This window comes from Pseudomonas putida S13.1.2, assembly GCF_000498395.2.
Classification (GTDB): domain Bacteria; phylum Pseudomonadota; class Gammaproteobacteria; order Pseudomonadales; family Pseudomonadaceae; genus Aquipseudomonas; species Aquipseudomonas putida_Q.
In genome coordinates this window covers 4,346,987-4,362,065 of sequence record NZ_CP010979.1, presented here as the reverse complement: position 1 = coordinate 4,362,065, position 15,079 = coordinate 4,346,987, and the positions used below count along the sequence as shown (strand labels likewise).

Annotated in this window: 14 protein-coding genes and 2 pseudogenes; 5 read left to right on the top strand and 11 right to left on the bottom strand. The window is 65.1% G+C overall.

Annotated elements, in window-relative coordinates; translation table 11 throughout:
• Window positions 1–13: 13 nt before the first annotated feature.
• The 5 genes from N805_RS19295 to N805_RS19275 all read right to left on the bottom strand — a co-directional run bounded on the left by N805_RS19295 (window position 14) and on the right by N805_RS19275 (window position 4,117).
• Window positions 14–649, bottom strand: coding sequence for a DUF4136 domain-containing protein (locus N805_RS19295; protein WP_019470375.1), 636 nt, complete (start codon window positions 647–649; stop codon window positions 14–16).
• Window positions 650–670: 21 nt separating this feature from the next.
• Window positions 671–1,420: a methyltransferase gene (locus N805_RS19290; protein ID WP_019470374.1), complete on the bottom strand. Its 750-nt coding sequence runs from the start codon at window positions 1,418–1,420 to the stop codon at window positions 671–673.
• The gene (locus N805_RS19285; protein WP_019470373.1) at window positions 1,417–1,722 is read right to left on the bottom strand and encodes a MazG-like family protein; all 306 of its coding nucleotides are present in this window, start codon (window positions 1,720–1,722) and stop codon (window positions 1,417–1,419) included. The genes N805_RS19290 and N805_RS19285 overlap by 4 nt, the downstream gene beginning before the upstream one ends.
• A gap of 188 nt (window positions 1,723–1,910) precedes the next feature.
• On the bottom strand, window positions 1,911–2,762 hold the full coding sequence (locus tag N805_RS19280) for a MaoC family dehydratase (RefSeq protein ID WP_026034345.1): 852 nt from the start codon (window positions 2,760–2,762) through the stop codon (window positions 1,911–1,913).
• A gap of 2 nt (window positions 2,763–2,764) precedes the next feature.
• Window positions 2,765–4,117 carry a 3-oxoacyl-ACP reductase gene (locus N805_RS19275; protein WP_019470371.1) on the bottom strand — a complete coding sequence of 451 codons (1,353 nt, stop codon included), beginning with the start codon at window positions 4,115–4,117 and terminating at the stop codon, window positions 2,765–2,767.
• Between the two features lie 118 nt (window positions 4,118–4,235).
• Between N805_RS19275 and N805_RS19270 the strand changes: the two genes are divergently transcribed.
• Both N805_RS19270 and N805_RS19265 read left to right on the top strand, forming a co-directional pair.
• Window positions 4,236–5,513 (top strand): acetyl-CoA C-acetyltransferase, encoded by a 1,278-nt coding sequence (locus N805_RS19270; protein WP_019470370.1) that lies wholly within the window; start codon window positions 4,236–4,238, stop codon window positions 5,511–5,513.
• A gap of 180 nt (window positions 5,514–5,693) precedes the next feature.
• Window positions 5,694–6,472, top strand: a pseudogene (locus tag N805_RS19265) (AraC family transcriptional regulator).
• A 126-nt stretch (window positions 6,473–6,598) separates the two neighbouring features.
• Here N805_RS19265 and N805_RS31325 read toward each other — a convergent pair.
• The 5 genes and pseudogenes from N805_RS31325 to N805_RS19245 form a co-directional block, all read right to left on the bottom strand.
• Complete coding sequence (locus N805_RS31325) at window positions 6,599–7,303, bottom strand: methyl-accepting chemotaxis protein (protein ID WP_419198335.1); 705 nt, start codon at window positions 7,301–7,303, stop codon at window positions 6,599–6,601.
• A gap of 201 nt (window positions 7,304–7,504) precedes the next feature.
• Window positions 7,505–8,344: pseudogene (locus N805_RS31320) on the bottom strand (cache domain-containing protein); the annotation flags it as partial.
• Window positions 8,345–8,709: 365 nt separating this feature from the next.
• Entirely contained in the window at window positions 8,710–9,120 is a 411-nt protein-coding gene (cueR, locus tag N805_RS19255; protein ID WP_019099768.1) for a Cu(I)-responsive transcriptional regulator, read from the bottom strand.
• On the bottom strand, window positions 9,117–11,516 hold the full coding sequence (locus tag N805_RS19250) for a heavy metal translocating P-type ATPase (protein ID WP_019472760.1): 2,400 nt from the start codon (window positions 11,514–11,516) through the stop codon (window positions 9,117–9,119). The genes cueR and N805_RS19250 overlap by 4 nt, the downstream gene beginning before the upstream one ends.
• Before the next feature lie 52 nt (window positions 11,517–11,568).
• Complete coding sequence (locus N805_RS19245) at window positions 11,569–11,955, bottom strand: hypothetical protein (RefSeq protein WP_019472759.1); 387 nt, start codon at window positions 11,953–11,955, stop codon at window positions 11,569–11,571.
• 144 nt (window positions 11,956–12,099) lie between these two features.
• Between N805_RS19245 and N805_RS19240 the strand changes: the two genes are divergently transcribed.
• Together N805_RS19240 and N805_RS19235 are read left to right on the top strand one after the other, a co-directional pair.
• On the top strand, window positions 12,100–12,297 hold the full coding sequence (locus N805_RS19240) for a heavy-metal-associated domain-containing protein (protein WP_019472758.1): 198 nt from the start codon (window positions 12,100–12,102) through the stop codon (window positions 12,295–12,297).
• 244 nt (window positions 12,298–12,541) lie between these two features.
• A complete protein-coding gene (locus N805_RS19235; RefSeq protein WP_019472757.1) occupies window positions 12,542–13,723 on the top strand; it encodes a multidrug effflux MFS transporter in 1,182 nt (393 codons plus the stop codon).
• On the opposite strand, the gene N805_RS31035 is transcribed toward N805_RS19235, so the two are convergent.
• A complete protein-coding gene (locus tag N805_RS31035) occupies window positions 13,674–13,871 on the bottom strand; it encodes a hypothetical protein (protein ID WP_080642756.1) in 198 nt (65 codons plus the stop codon). The two genes, N805_RS19235 and N805_RS31035, sit on opposite strands and share 50 nt — an antisense overlap.
• A 486-nt stretch (window positions 13,872–14,357) precedes the next feature.
• Between N805_RS31035 and N805_RS19230 the strand changes: the two genes are divergently transcribed.
• The gene (locus tag N805_RS19230; RefSeq protein ID WP_019472756.1) at window positions 14,358–15,071 is read left to right on the top strand and encodes an ArsR/SmtB family transcription factor; all 714 of its coding nucleotides are present in this window, start codon (window positions 14,358–14,360) and stop codon (window positions 15,069–15,071) included.
• The last annotated feature ends 8 nt before the right edge of the window (window positions 15,072–15,079 follow it).

The window sequence follows — 15,079 nt, the reverse complement described above, 5'->3', positions numbered from 1 at the left end:
TCTCCGTTAGCTATTAACTGGGAGGATAGCCGCTGAGCGCCTTGTGCACAGAATCGCGCAAGGCGCTTTCGCGTTCACGCGGCGAGTCCTTGTCGCTGCCGCTTTCGGCGCTGGCGCTCCACACCGGCTGGCCGTTGCGGGCGTCGTACAGGTCGATGCGCACCACCATCACCTCCACCTCGTAGGTGCGCACGATGGGCACGCTGGCATAGCCCCCGTAGCCATTGCGGTAGCCGCCATAGCCGACACCCCCGTAGGGGTAGGGGCCGTAGTAGGGGTCGTAGGTGTCGTAGTCACGCACCTGGCGCAGGCGTTTTTCCAGGCGTATGTCGGCGCTCACCAGTAAGTCGCCGGCGCCCCCTCGGGCAGGGCGCAGGCCATGTTGGTCGAGTGCGCCACTGACGGCATCGGCCAGTTGCGCAGGGTTGGCATTGGCCGAGCCGCTGGGCAACTGGCCGTTGCGCCAGCTCCAGCTGCGGTAGTGCCCATAATCGCGCGCGGGCGCGGGGTAGGCACTGGCGTCGAAGGTGGTGGCCGCTTGGGCGGGGGCCGGGGGCAGCGGACGGCTGCTGGCCACATACGGGTTGCTGCCTTGGCAGGCAGCCAAGGCAAGCGGCAGCAGGGCCAGGCACAACAGACGGTACGGCATGTATTCCTCCCGGCGGGCGGGTCAACGGGGGCGGCACACCCAGTGCAGGTAGCGGCCAAGCCCGGCGAAGCCGGGGTGGCGGCGGTAGGCCAGTTCCATTTCCAGCAGGTCGAGCAGCTCGGCCTTGCCCTGGAACTCTTTGGGCATGTAATCGTGAAACACCCGCACGCCGCTCTCGCTTTCAACCTGCCACATAGCATCAAGTTGCGCCTTGAGCTCCCGTGGATCAAGGGGTTTCTGTGGGGTCAGGCTTTGCTTTTCACCTTCCAGCCGGTTGCTGCGCAACTTGCGGAAATGGCCCTTGAGCAGGTTGCGATAAACCAGCGCGTCGCGGTTGTAGAACGCCAGTGACAGCCAACCGGAAGGGGCCGTGAGCTGGTGCAGCACGGGCAGGATGCTTTCGGGCTCTGCCAGCCATTCGAGCACGGCATGGCACAGCACCAGGTCGTAGGGCTCGGTCAGTTGGCCGAGCAGGTCTTGCCAGGGGGCCTGGATGAACGTGGCGTTTTGGCCGGCCTCGGCAAAGCGCGCCCGGGCGCCATCGAGCATGGGGGCGGCGGGCTCGGCCAGGGTCAGGTGGTGGCCGCGCTGGGCAAGCCACAAGGCCATGTGACCCAGCCCGGCGCCGATGTCGAGGATGCGCAGCGGGCGATCGGGCAGTGCCTCGGCCAGGTCGGCCTGCAGCACGGCCAGGCGGATCGCGCCCTTGGCGCCGCCGTAGATCTTCTCGGCAAAGCGGGTGGCCAGCTCATCGAAGTGACGGTCGTTCATCGGGCGAAGCGCCTCTCGCTGTCGGCCAGCTTGGCCCGCACTACCTGGTCCATGTCCAGGCCCAGCTCGCTGCACAGCAGCAACAGGTAGAGCACCACATCACCGACCTCTTGGCCGGCGTGGGCGAGTTTGTCGGCAGGCAGCTGGCGCGATTGGTCTTCGCTCAGCCATTGGAAGATTTCCACCAGCTCGGCCATTTCGACGCTGGCGGCCATGGCCAGGTTCTTCGGGCTGTGGAAGCCGCGCCAGTCATTGTTGTCGCGAATCTGGTGCAGGCGTTGGGTGAGTTCTTGCAGGTTCATCGGGGGTCTCCTAATGCTGCATAGCTTCGGCCCAGGCCCGATGCAAAGCAAGCGCATCCCACTACGACACGGTCCTTGTAGGAGCGGCCTTGCGTCGCGATAGGGCCGCAAAGCGGCCCCGGCGATATCAGCGGCGAAGCTGACAGTGTGGGGCCGCTGCGCGTCCCTATCGCGACACAAGGCCGCTCCTACAGGGGACTCCACCCTCCGACCATATGCAGCACGTCCCCATGCCCATCCAGCCGCAACGTCCCCGCAGGCCCCGCCTCACTGGCACTGAGTACCACCTCCGACGGCAACCGCACCGGTTTGCGGAAATCCACTTCAAAGGCATAGCCGCTGTGCGGCATGTGCCCACGCAGTGCCGCCAGGGCCATGGCCTTGCTCCACATGCCATGGGCAATGGCCGTGGGGAAGCCGAACAGCCGCGCGCTGGCGGCACTGAGGTGGATAGGGTTGTAGTCCCCGCACACCTTGGCATAACGCCGGCCGATATCACTGTCGGCGTACCAGCGGGTGGCCTCGGGCAATGGCTCAGGGTCATCGTCGGCCGGCTCGCCTGCCTGGCCCTCCAGCTTCAGCCCGCGCACCAGCATGCGGCTGGTCTCGCGCCAGAGCAGGCCAATGCCGTCGTCTGCCTCGGTAACCAGGTCGAAGGTGCCGCCCTTGGCATGCGGCTGCAGGTTGTGCGCATACACCGCAAAGCGCAGCCCTTCGATGCCGCCAAGCGGGCGCAGCACCTCGATGCGGTTGTGCAGGTGCACCAGGCCGAGTAGCGGGAAAGGGAAGTTTGGCGCGGTCATCAACTGCAACTGCAGCGTGAATGCCATGACGTGGGGGTAAGTGCCTGGCAGGCGGCCATCGTCGGTAAAGTGGCAAAGCCGTCTATACGCTGCCAGGTTGCCCGGCTGAACCGGGATGAAACAGCGCAGGCCATCGTCCGGCAAGCGGTCACCGCTGATGCTGCGCTTGCTGGCTGCACGCAGGTACAGGCTGGCGCGGGCAGCCGGGCTTTGCAGGTCATGCCAGTTTCTGCTCATGTTCACGCTCCCATCAAGGCCTGGCCGCATACGCGCAGCACCTGGCCATTGACCGCCCCGGAGCCTGGCTGGCTGAGCCAGGCGATGGCTTCGGCGACGTCCTGCGGGCGGCCGCCCTGGCCCAGCGAGCTCAAGCGCCGCCCGGCCTCGCGCAGGCCCATGGGCATGGCCGCGGTCATGTGGGTTTCGATGAAACCGGGGGCGACAGCGTTGATGCTGCCGCCGTGCTCGGCGAGCCGGGGCGCCCAGGCTTGGGCCAGGCCGATCAGCCCGGCCTTGCTCGCGGCATAGTTGGCCTGCCCACGGTTGCCGGCGATGCCACTGACCGAGGCCAGCAGGGTGATGCGCGCGTTTTCCCCCAGTGCGCCGTTGTCATACAGCGCCTGGGTCAGTAGTTGCGGTGCCTTGAGGTTAACCGCCATGACCGCGTCCCAGTATTCCGGGGTCATGTTGGCCAAGGTCTTGTCGCGGGTGATGCCGGCGTTGTGCACCACGATGTCGATGCCGTCGGGCAGGGCGGCGAGCAGTTGCGTTGCCGCATCGCTGGCGCAGATATCCAGTGGCAGCGCCTTGCCACCCAGGCGTGCGGCGAGGGCGTCGAGGTCCTGGCTGGCCTGCGGCACATCCAGCAGCAGCACATCGGCGCCGTCCCGCGCCAGGGTTTCGGCGATCGCGGCGCCGATGCCGCGTGCCGCACCCGTGACCAAGGCGCGGCGGCCACCCAGCGGGCGGGTCCAGTCGTCTACCTGGCTGGTGCACGCTTCCAGGCGCAGTACCTGGCCAGAAATGAACGCACTCTTGGGCGAGAGGAAAAACCGCAAGGCGCCTTCCAGCTGGTCTTCGGCGCCGGGGGCGACATACAGCAGCTGGGCGGTCGCACCATTGAGCAGTTCCTTGGCGAGCGAGCGGCTGAAGCCTTCAAGGGCCCGTTGGGCAACGCTGGCCAACGGGTTGTCGAGGCTTTCCGGAGCGCGCCCCAATACCACGACATGGGCGCACGGGGCCAGGCTGCGTAGCAGTGGCTGGAAAAATTCGCGCAACTGCTTCAGCGCATCGCTGTCGGACAGATGACTGGCATCGAACACCACGGCTTTGATTTTCGGCCCCAGGCCGGCCACCCAGGCTTCGGCCTGCAGGTTGTCGGCATTGAAGCTGTATAGCGCGTCGGTCAGGCGCGGGGCGATGGCTTCGACCTGGGCTGCCAGTGGCCCGCCACCCAGCACCAGTGCCCCTTCGACCGGGCGCAGGCGGCCGGCCTGCCAGCGCTCCAGCGGCGCAGGGCTTGGCAGGCCAAGGGCATCCACGAGCCGGCGGCCGAGGTTGGAGTTGGCAAAACCGAGGTAGCGATCGCTCATGAGTGGGTCTCCGCAAAGGCAAGCTTGAAAGTGTGGACCAACTTTGTGGCAAGGTCGTTCGAAAGCGGTAAAAACACCTAGGCTGTACGGATCAAATTGTTTCAGGAGGAACAAGCACATGCGTTTACTTCGCCGGGTCGCGATCCTGGGCGGCAACCGAATTCCCTTTGCCCGCTCCAATGGCGCCTATGCCACGGCCAGCAACCAGGCGATGCTCACCGTCGCACTCGAAGGCCTTATCGAGCGTTATCGCCTGCATGGGTTGCGGTTGGGGGAGGTGGTGGCTGGCGCGGTGCTGAAGCAGTCACGTGACATGAACCTGACCCGTGAATGTGTGCTGGGTTCGCGCCTGTCGCCGCAGACCCCGACCTATGACATCCAGCAAGCCTGTGGCACCGGGCTGGAAGCTGCGCTACTGGTGGCCAACAAGATTGCCCTGGGGCAGATCGATTGCGGTATTGCCGGTGGTGTGGATAGCACCTCCGATGCACCGATTGCCGTCAACGAAGGCCTGCGTCACATCCTGCTGCAGGCCAACCGTGGCAAAAGCCTGGGCGAGCGACTCAAGCCTTTCCTCAAGCTGCGGCCTCACCATCTGAAACCCGAATTACCACGCAATGGCGAACCGCGCACGGGGTTGTCGATGGGCGAGCATTGCGAGCGCATGGCCCAGGCCTGGCGCATTGGCCGTGCGGAGCAGGACGAGCTGGCGTTGCTCAGCCACCAGAAGCTGGCCGCCGCGTACGCCGAGGGCTGGCAGGATGACTTGCTGACCCCTTTTCTGTCGCTGACGCGGGACAACAACTTGCGTCCCGACTTGACCCTCGAGCAGTTGGCCAAGCTCAAGCCCGCCTTCGACCGCAGTGGCCAGGGCACGCTGACGGCGGGTAACTCCACGCCGCTGACCGACGGCGCCTCGGTGGTGTTGTTGGGCACGGAGGAATGGGCTGCGCAGCAGGGGTTTGAGGTGTTGGCTTATTTGGTCGATGGCGAAACCGCTGCGGTGGATTTCGTCACGGGCCGCGAAGGGCTGTTGATGGCGCCGGTGTATGCCGTGCCACGTTTGCTGGCGCGCAATGGCCTGACCCTGCAGGACTTCGACTACTACGAGATCCATGAAGCCTTTGCCGCCCAGGTGCTGTGCACGCTCAAGGCCTGGGAGGATGCCGACTATTGCCGCGAGCGGTTGGGGCTGGATGCGCCGCTTGGCGCGATTGACCGCAGCAAACTCAACGTCAAGGGCAGCTCGCTGGCGGCTGGGCACCCGTTCGCGGCGAGCGGGGGGCGGATATTGGCCAACCTGGCCAAGTTGCTGGCCACGGCGGGGAAGGGGCGTGGGCTGATTTCGATTTGTGCGGCGGGTGGGCAGGGGGTGACCGTTATCGTCGAGCGTTGATTTTCTGCAATACCGCGTCGCCTGCTTCGCGGGTAAACCCGCTCCCACAGGGACAACACAGGTTTCGCAGGCAGCGGTCTACCTGTGGGAGCGGGCAAGCCCGCGAAGAAGGCAGCACAGATGCCACAGTCCTATCCCCCAACTGTTAGGCTTGTCTGCTCATAACTACAAGAAACCGCCATGCCGATCATCGGACATCCCCGCGCTATCCCGGCGCTGGACCACTTGCCCAGGCCCCTCTATGCCCGTGCCGAAAGCCTCGGCGCCGGCTCCTGGACCACCCGCCATCAGCACGACTGGGTGCAGTTTTCCTACGCCATCAGCGGCGTACTTGGCGTATACACGCGCGACGGCAGTTACTTCGCCCCGCCCCAGTGGGGTGTGTGGATCCCTGCCGATGCCGAGCACGAAGTGGTCACCTCCATGCAGGCCGAGATGCGCAGCCTGTATGTGCGCCGCGATGCCTGCCCATGGGCCCCGGAGCAATGCCGGGTGCTGGAAGTGACGCCACTGGCGCGCGAGCTGATCAAGCAGTTTTGCCTGTTTGCGCCGGACTACCCGGAGGGCGACAGCGCCGAGGCGCGTCTGGTGGCGGTGCTGCTCGACCAATTGCGCACCTTGCCGGAAGTCGGGTTTTCACTGCCGTTGCCCCGCCACCCAGGGTTGCTGACGCTGTGCAATGGCTTGATCGCCGCACCGGACCAGCCGCAGACCTTGCAGCAATGGGCGCGGGAGCTGGGGTGTTCGGAGAAGACGCTGATGCGGCTGTTCCAGCGGGAGACGGGGTTGAGCTTTCGCAACTGGCGCCAGCGCATGCGGTTGCTGTCGTCGCTGGCGCTGCTGGAGGCGGGGAGAATGTGACCGAGGCGGCGTTGGGGTGTGGGTATGACTCCACCTCGGCTTACATTGCCGCATTCAAGCAGTTGTTCGGGGCGACGCCGGGGGAGTTGAAACTGTAGTGCCTGGTTGCCTGAACCGGCCTCTTCGCGGGTAAACCCGCTCCCACAGGTACAGCGCAAGGCTCAGGGCAGCGCTGTACCTGTGGGAGCGGGTTTACCCGCGAAGAGGCCGGTACAGGCAACACATCAGGTGCGGAACCTGCGCACCAGCGAATCCAGCTCATTGGACAGCCCAGCCAGGCTCTCGGAGTCCTGGCGCGCTGCCTGGGCCAGTTCGGCCACCAGCTGCGCATCCCCGTGGATCTGGCTGATGTGCCGGTTGATGTCCTCGGCCACCTGATGCTGTTCCTCGGCCGCCGTGGCGATCTGCGTGTTCATGTCGCGGATCACATCCACCGACTCACGGATTTGCCCGAAGCTGTCGCGGGCCAGGCCGATACGGCTCACCGACTGCTGCGACACTTCCAGGCTGGCATGCATCTGGTCGGCCACTTCGGCCGTGCGGCTGGCCAGGTTGCCCAGCAGGCCGTCGATTTCGGCCGTGGAGTCGGCAGTGCGCTTGGCCAGGGCCCGCACTTCATCGGCCACCACGGCAAAGCCACGGCCCTGCTCACCGGCACGGGCGGCTTCGATGGCAGCATTGAGGGCCAGCAGGTTGGTCTGTTCGGCAATCGAGCGAATGGTGCCGAGGATCGACTGGATGGCGTTGCTGTCACGCTCCAGCTGCTGGATCGACTGGGCCGATTGTTCTATTTCGTGGCTCAGGCGGTCGACGCTTTGTACGGCGGCATCGATCTGCTGCTGGCCTTCGCGGGCTTGCTGCTGGCCGCTGTCGGCCGACTGCGCCGCCTGGCTGCAGGAACGGGCCACTTCGTTGGCGGTGGCGACCATTTCGTGGAAGGCGGTAGAAACCATGTCCACGGCCTCGCGCTGGCGGCCTGCGGCCTCAGCCATGTCGCTGGAAACACGGGTCGAGCTGCTGGAGGTGCTGAGGATCTTGCCGGCAGCGGCGCCGATGTGCTGGATAAGGCTGCGAATGGCACCGAGGAACTGGTTGAACCAGCTGGCCAGTTGCGCGGTTTCGTCGCGGCCACGGATTTCCAGGTTGCGGGTCAGGTCACCCTCGCCTTGGGCAATGTCTTCCAGGCCGCTGGTGACGCTGTTGATCGGGCGCACGATCAGCTTGGCGAAGGCTGCACCCACCACTGCGAACAGCGCGGCCAGCACCACGGCGATAACCCCGATCAGCCAGGTGAGCCGGGTGGTGGTCTGCATCACTTCGCTTTGCTCGATCAGGCCGATGAAGGTCCAGCCCAGCTGCTCGTCGGGGTAGACGTTGGCCATGTAGCGCACGCCATTGAGTTCGACCTCGACCAGGCCCTTGCCGGCCTTGGCCAGCGCGGCATAGCCGTCGCCGAAGCTGGCCAGCTGCTTGAAGTTGTGAGCGGCGTCGCGTGGGTCGACCATGACGTTGCCGTTGCTTTCCACCAGCATCAGGTAGCCGCTTTCACCCAGCTTGATCTGTTTGACGATCTCGGTCAGGCCTTTGAGCGACACGTCGATGTTGACCACGCCGCCGGGGTTGCCAAGCTGGTTCGCCACGGCCCGCACGGTACTGACCAGCACCGCGTCGTCGGCGGCCCAGTAGTAGGCACCGGTGCGCACGGTCTTGCCTGGGTTGGCCATGGCCAGCTGGTACCAGGGGCGGGTGCGTGGGTCGTAATTGACGAACTTCTGCCCGGCCGGCCAGCCCGTGTAGCCGCCGTCGTTCACCCCGTATGAGAGGTAGGCATAGGAGGGATGCGCGTTGGCCAGACGGGTCATGAACTCGAGGAGCTTGCTGGCGTGCTCGCCCAGTTCGTAGGACGGGGCGGCGCTCATGTACTTGTTCAGCTCGCTGCCGGTGGCGGCGACCATTGGCTGCGAAGCCATGTACTCGACGTTCTGGTTGATGCCCTGGAAGAAGATGTTCATCGCGTTGCTGACCTGGCGGATTTCCCGGCTGCTACCGTCGAGGAATCCGTCGCGGGCTTCGCCGCGCAGGTTGAGGACCACCAGGGTGGCCACGAGGACAATGGGCAAGCCGGCGATGACCGCGAATGCCCAGGTCAGTTTCTGTTTGATGCTCATCGACGCTCCCGGAATTTTTATTGTCGACCCACGAGGCAGGTAGCCAGTACATCGGCAGCATTCCGGTTTTTATGAAGCAAAACGCCCGTATTTATTGGATAAAGTCGCGGTTGATGACTATTCGGTCGCGTTTGGACGCTTTTGGCATACCAAACGCGGGTGACCGATCAGTGACAGCAGTTTCCAGCAGCGCCATTGGCCAGGTCCTTGAGGATCGGGCAGTCCGGGCGGTCGTCCCCCTGGCAATGCGAAACCAGCTCGCCAAGGGTATCGCGCAGGCTCACCAGCTCCTCGATGCGCCGGTTCAGCTCATCGATGTGCTGCATGGCCAGTGCTTTCACATCGGCGCTGGCACGTTGACGGTCCTGCCACAGGGTCAGCAGCTTGCCGACCTCTTCCAGGGAAAAGCCCAGGTCGCGGGAGCGCTTGATGAAGGCCAGGCTGTGCAAGTCTTCTGCCTGGTACAGGCGGTAGCCGCTGTCGCTGCGCGTGGCAGGTTTGAGCAGGCCGATGGATTCGTAATAACGGATCATCTTGGTGCTAAGCCCGCTGCGGCGGGCGGCCTGGCCGATGTTCATGGCGCTTCCTCGGTGGTGCTGGTGGGTTTCCACGCCTTGAGCCACAGCGCGTTGCTGACCACGCTGACGCTGGACAGGGCCATGGCGGCGCCGGCCAGTACCGGGTTGAGGTAACCCAGCGCCGCCAGCGGGATGCCGATCAGGTTATAGATGAACGCCCAGAACAGGTTCTGGCGGATCTTGGCGTAGGTCTTGCGGCTGATCTCCAGGGCGGCCGGCACCAGGCGCGGGTCACCTCGCATCAGTGTGATGCCGGCGGCCTGCATGGCCACGTCGGTACCGCCACCCATGGCAATGCCGATATCGGCGGCAGCCAGGGCCGGGGCGTCGTTGATGCCATCGCCGACCATGGCAACCACGCCATTGCGCTTGAGTGCGGCCACGGTGGCGGCCTTGTCGGCAGGCAGCACTTCGGCATGCACATCGTCGATACCCAGGGCGTCGGCCACCACTTTGGCGCTGCCGCGGTTGTCGCCGGTCAGCAAGTGGCTGCTGATGTGCTGTGCGTGCAGGGTGTCGATCGCCTGTGCGGCGCCGGGCTTGAGGCTGTCACCAAAGGCGAACAGGCCCAGAACACGAGGTTGCGGGCCGCGTTCGATGAGCCACGACAGGGTGCGACCCTCGGCTTCCCAGGCCTGGGCCTTGGCGGCCAGGTCACCGGGCTGCAGGGCGCTTTCGTCGAGCAGGCGGCGGTTGCCCAGGGCCAGCTCGCGGCCTTCTACACGCCCGGCAATACCGCGACCGGTCAGCGACTGGCTGTCGGTTACGCTTGGCACGTCCAGCCCCTGATCGGCGCAGGCATCCAGCACCGCCTTGGCCAGTGGGTGCTCGCTGCCGCGCTGCAGGGCGCCGGCCAAACGGTGCAGGTCGGCACTGCTGCCCACTTGCGCCTGGCTATGGACCACCCGGGGGCTGCCGGAGGTAAGCGTGCCGGTCTTGTCGAAGACCACGCGGTTGACCGCATGGGCACGCTCCAGGGCTTCGGCGTCCTTGATCAGGATGCCGTGGCGGGCGGCAACCCCGGTGCCGGCCATGATTGCTGCAGGTGTGGCCAGGCCGAGGGCACAGGGGCAGGCGATGACCAACACGGCAACGGCGTTGATCAGTGCGGTTTCCAACGGTGCGCCCGCCAGCCACCAGCCGATCAGGGTGATCAGGGCCAGTACCAGCACGGCCGGGACGAACACTTGGCTGACCCGGTCGACCAGCTTCTGGATCGGCGCCTTGGCGGCCTGGGCGTCTTCCACCAGGCGGATGATACGGGCCAGCACGGTTTCGGTGCCCAGCGCCTGGGTGCGCACCAGCAACCGGCCTTCGCCGTTGATGGCACCACCGGTGACACTGTCGCCGGGTTGCTTGGGCACCGGTAGGCTCTCGCCGCTGATCAGTGCTTCATCGGCATGGCTGCTGCCGTCTTCGACCACACCGTCGACCGGGAACCGCTCGCCGGGCTTGACCAGTACCAGGTCGCCCAGCACCAACTGGGCGATGGCCACGTCTTGCTCCTGGCCGTCGACTACACGCAGGGCGCGCTCCGGGCGCAGTGCCTCAAGGGCGCGGATGGCACTGGCGGTCTGGCGCTTGGCACGGCTTTCCAGGTACTTGCCCAGCAACACCAGGGCAATCACCACGGCTGAGGCTTCAAAGTACAGGTGTGGGGCCATGCCGGCGGGCGCCTGCGCCCACTGGTACAGGCTCAAGCCGTAGCCAGCGCTGGTGCCTAGCGCCACCAGCAGGTCCATGTTGCCGGCGCCGGCGCGTACGGCCTTCCAGGCGGCTACGTAAAAGCGCGCGCCGAGAATGAACTGCACCGGCGTGGCCAGCAGGAACTGCGCCCATGCGGGCAACATCCAGTGCAGGCCGAACGGCTGCACCAGCATTGGCAATACCAGTGGCAGGGCCAACAGCAAGGCTGCGCCGACCGCCAGGCGCTCATTGCGCAACCGGCGCTGGGCAACGCTTTGGTCGTGATTGGCCGTTTGCGGCAGGCTGGCGCTGTAGCCGGCCTTGTGCACGGCGTCGATCAGCAGGTTGTCGTCGACGGCCGCGAGCACCTTGAGGTGCGCGCGTTCGCTGGCGAGGTTGACGCTGACCTGCTCGACCCCGGGCAGCTTGCCCAGGGCGCGCTCTACGCGGCCGACGCAGCTGGCGCAGGTCATGCCGCCAATCTGCAGCTCGACGGTACGGCTGGGCACCCCGTAGCCAGCTTCGCGCACGGCGTCGAGCAGGGCTGGCAGGCTGTCGGCCGGGGCCTGGACCCGGGCCTGTTCGGTGGCGAGGTTGACGCTGACCTGTTCAGCGCCGGTGACCTTGCGCAGGGCGCGCTCGACCCGGCCGGCACAGCTGGCGCAGGTCATGCCGGAGATCGGCAGGTCATAAGTGGTGGATGCGGGCATGGCTCTCCTCCTTGGACAGGCCTCCAGCATCAACCTTGCCATGCAGGTAAGGTCAATAGCCCAGGCCGGCTCGCTTCAACTCCAGCCCATATTGCCCCATGGCGATGCGGTACTTGTTGATCTGGCCCGTCTGCAGGTTCAAACGTGTGCTGCGTTGGTCTTCGATGCCCGGTGCACAGCCTGGCATCTGCCCTGGCAGCAGGCGCAGGCGCACATCCACCGGGCCGGGCGGCAGGTTGAACGAGGCGGATTGCTCCTGGAACACACGCCCGGAAAGCTGATCGTTGAGGTAGACGCCGATTTCGCAGTGGGTGGCCACTTCCAGGCGTTCTCGGGAAATGATCAGTACGCTGTAGTCCGAATTGCCCTCGGCACTGGCCGGTGGCACCGCAGCCAGCGCGCTCAATAGCCCGACGACGCCCAATGCTGCCCTGAACATGAAAAATCTCCTGCTTGCCTGATCGTCAAACGCGAAGCTTGGCCGACGTGGGCGCGGATTTCCACCCCAGGTGTTGCTGGCCGGGCTTGACCTTGCCCCGATGGCAAGCTTGAGACTCGTTGAAAACCTGAAGGAGGTAACCCCATGCAAGTGTTCAATGTACAAGGCATGACCTGCGGCCATTGCGTGAAAGCCGTGACCCGGGCGGTGCAGGAGCAGGATGCCGCGGCCAAGGTAGAGATCGACCTGGCGGCGAAGCAGGTACGGGTGCAGAGTGAGCTGGCGCAGGAGCAGATCCTTACGGCCATTCGTGAAGAGGGTTATCAGGCCGAACTGGCCTGAGGACTTGCCAGTGGGAGACTTACCGGTGGGAGCGGGCGTGCCCGCGAACACCGGCGTAGCCGGTGCCATCCACCGCGGTGCCTGATTCGCGGGCACGCCCGCTCCCACAGGGACCACGGCAATTTTCAGGTTCCGGGCCAGGCAGTTGTCCCCGTAAGGCCGAGGTTTGTTGCAAATGTTTTCAGCCTGATTGGCGCCACAGCAGGTAGAATCAATCACTTGCTTAGCCTGCTATGGATTCCTGATGAACCTGCGAATGGTGCTCATCCTGGGCGCACTCAGTGCGTTCGGGCCCTTGGCGATCGACTTCTACCTGCCCGCCTTCCCGGCCATGGCGCAGGCGTTCGCCACCGATGAAAAACACATCCAGGCCACTTTGGCCGCTTATTTCCTCGGCCTGTCCATCGGCCAGTTGGCCTATGGCCCGGTAGCCGACCGCTTTGGCCGGCGCATACCGCTGATGTTCGGGGTAACCCTGTTCACCCTGGCGTCGCTGGCCTGTGCCTATGCGCCCAACCTCGACACCCTGGTGCTGGCGCGCTTCGTCCAGGCACTGGGCGGTTGTGCCGGTATGGTGCTGTCGCGGGCTATCGTCAGCGACAAGTGCGACCCGGTGGCCTCGGCCAAGGTGTTTTCGCAACTGATGCTGGTCATGGGCCTGGCGCCGATCCTGGCACCGATGCTGGGCGGGGTGCTGGTGAACCTGGCGGGCTGGCAGTCGATCTTCCTGGCCTTGAGCCTGTTCAGTGCCGGCTGCCTGCTGGCGGTCAGCCTTGGCCTGCCGGAAAGCCTGCCTGAGCACATGCCGCGTCAGCCGCTGTCTGGCGCTTTGCGCCAGTACCTGCGGTTGCTTGCTGACCGGGTGTTCCTTGGCCATGCCTTGACCGGTGGTATCGCCATTGCCGGCATGTTTGCCTACATCGCCGGTTCGCCTTTCGTGTTCATCAAGCTCTATGACGTGCCGGCCGAGCATTACGGTTGGCTGTTTGGTACCAATGCCGCCGGCTTTATCCTGGTGGCGCAGGTGAATGCACGTTTGCTGGCCAAGCGTGGGCCGGCGTTTCTGTTGGCGCGCGGGGTGTGGGTTTACCTGGCGGCAGGCCTGGCGCTGTTGGGCGTGGCAGCGTTGCAGCCGGCACAGTTGTGGCCGCTGCTGGTACCGCTGTTCATCTGCATCGCCAGCCTGGGCTGCATCATCCCCAACGCCTCTGCCTGCGCCATGAGCGGGCAGGGCGCACGGGCTGGCAGCGCCTCGGCACTGATGGGCTGCCTGCAGTTCAGCGTCGCCGCAGGGGCGGCGGCACTGGTCGGCCTGCTGCATGATGGCAGTGCGGTACCCATGGCGATGGTGATCAGCTTGTGCGGTGCACTGGCGGTCAGTGTCGCGCTGCTGACCCGACGCTTGCAGGCCAGGCGTCCCGCATAAGCGGGTGAGGTGCCTGCAGGCGGGTCTCCAGCGTGGCGACGAAGGCCCGCGCCTCGGCCTCGCTGCGGAAACTGACCACGTGTTGATCGAGCTGGACCTGCCAGGGGCAGGCAGGGTTTCGGCTCGATGCGCTGACGACAATTTTCATCGCGGCATACCTCCAGAAGGGGGAGCCGCTCAAGTGTAGCGCTGCCCCTCGTGCCTGCCACGCGCTGTATCCGTGTCCTGACTGACGGTCGACAGGCGCATTTTCTCACCCTGTTTCCCGCTTTGGGCGTAATGCCCGCAAACCCGCAGAACCTTCGCTTTGTTTCGCGCTATTTGTGGAACATGGCTGTGGGCCGTATCTGAAATTGCAGCAAGTAATTTTTCATCAAGATATTTCTGCGCTGCTGTAAACCTGTGTCGGCGCTTTGCTGACCGGGTTTCGGGTAGTTTTCCCAGGTTGCTTCATTAATTTCCAAGGGTAGGTATACCCAGTGGTTTTTCGCCGCTGGTACGTCGGCACGTGGCCGCCTGAACGGCGTTTTCTGCGGCTTATACTGGCGACCCAGGCCAGTGACAGCGAGAGGTGCTTCCCTGCCAGGGTTGGCCATCGCATCCACACCGTGAACTTGCAGGGAGTTACAGGGATATGAACGCAGCCAGCAGTATCAGCCAGATTGCCAGCCTGATGGCCGACCCGAAGCGCAGTGCCATGTTGTGGGCATTGATCGACGGCACGCCACGGCTGGCCAATGAGCTCGCGATAATGACCGGCCTGACTTCGTCATCGGCCTGCGCGCACCTTTCGTTGCTGTCGTCGGCCGGTTTGCTCAGGCATGAAGCACGTGGCCGCAAGCGCTATTTCCGCCTGGCGACACCGCAGGTCGGGGCCGCCGTGGAGGCCTTGGCCAGCGTTCAGCTGGAGAGCGCCAGGGGGGAGCAGGCCAAGGCGCCGGTATCACCGTTGCCCATGTCGATGCGCCGGGCACGACGTTGTGGCGATCACCTGGGTGGGGAGCTGGCCAGTGAGCTGTACCATCGCCTGGTAGTGGCCGGCTGGCTGGAAGGCAGCGGCCGACAGTTGATGGTAAGTGACGAGGGGCGGGCGCAGTTGGCCTTGGTCGGGGTCTACATCGATGCCCTGGCGCCACACCAGCAACGTGGTTGCGTGATCTGCCGTTGCACCGAGTGGAACGACCAGGCCCCGCACCTGGGTGGCGTGCTGGGCCAGGCCTTGTTCCGGCTGTTTCTGCAATCTGGCTGGATGCGCGAGGCCGAGGACACGCGGGCATTGCATATCTCGGCGCTGGGTATCCAGCAGATCAATCGCATAGCCCGGGTGGCGACGTTGCAGGTCGGCTGAGCGCAACG

Excerpts from the sequence above, each read along its gene's own strand:
- N805_RS19285 (WP_019470373.1), bottom strand. The coding sequence starts at position 1,722 with ATGAACCTGCAAGAACTCACCCAACGCCTGCACCAGATTCGCGACAAC.
- N805_RS19235 (WP_019472757.1), top strand. The coding sequence starts at position 12,542 with ATGAACCTGCGAATGGTGCTCATCCTGGGCGCACTCAGTGCGTTCGGG.
- N805_RS31035 (WP_080642756.1), bottom strand. The coding sequence starts at position 13,871 with ATGAAAATTGTCGTCAGCGCATCGAGCCGAAACCCTGCCTGCCCCTGG.
- N805_RS19230 (WP_019472756.1), top strand. The coding sequence starts at position 14,358 with ATGAACGCAGCCAGCAGTATCAGCCAGATTGCCAGCCTGATGGCCGAC.
- N805_RS31325 (WP_419198335.1), bottom strand. The coding sequence starts at position 7,303 with ATGGTCGCCACCGCCAACGAAGTGGCCCGTTCCTGCAGCCAGGCGGCG.
- N805_RS19250 (WP_019472760.1), bottom strand. The coding sequence starts at position 11,516 with ATGCCCGCATCCACCACTTATGACCTGCCGATCTCCGGCATGACCTGC.
- N805_RS19245 (WP_019472759.1), bottom strand. The coding sequence starts at position 11,955 with ATGTTCAGGGCAGCATTGGGCGTCGTCGGGCTATTGAGCGCGCTGGCT.
- N805_RS19275 (WP_019470371.1), bottom strand. The coding sequence starts at position 4,117 with ATGAGCGATCGCTACCTCGGTTTTGCCAACTCCAACCTCGGCCGCCGG.
- N805_RS19290 (WP_019470374.1), bottom strand. The coding sequence starts at position 1,420 with ATGAACGACCGTCACTTCGATGAGCTGGCCACCCGCTTTGCCGAGAAG.
- N805_RS19295 (WP_019470375.1), bottom strand. The coding sequence starts at position 649 with ATGCCGTACCGTCTGTTGTGCCTGGCCCTGCTGCCGCTTGCCTTGGCT.
- N805_RS19280 (WP_026034345.1), bottom strand. The coding sequence starts at position 2,762 with ATGAGCAGAAACTGGCATGACCTGCAAAGCCCGGCTGCCCGCGCCAGC.
- cueR (WP_019099768.1), bottom strand. The coding sequence starts at position 9,120 with ATGAACATCGGCCAGGCCGCCCGCCGCAGCGGGCTTAGCACCAAGATG.
- N805_RS19270 (WP_019470370.1), top strand. The coding sequence starts at position 4,236 with ATGCGTTTACTTCGCCGGGTCGCGATCCTGGGCGGCAACCGAATTCCC.
- N805_RS19240 (WP_019472758.1), top strand. The coding sequence starts at position 12,100 with ATGCAAGTGTTCAATGTACAAGGCATGACCTGCGGCCATTGCGTGAAA.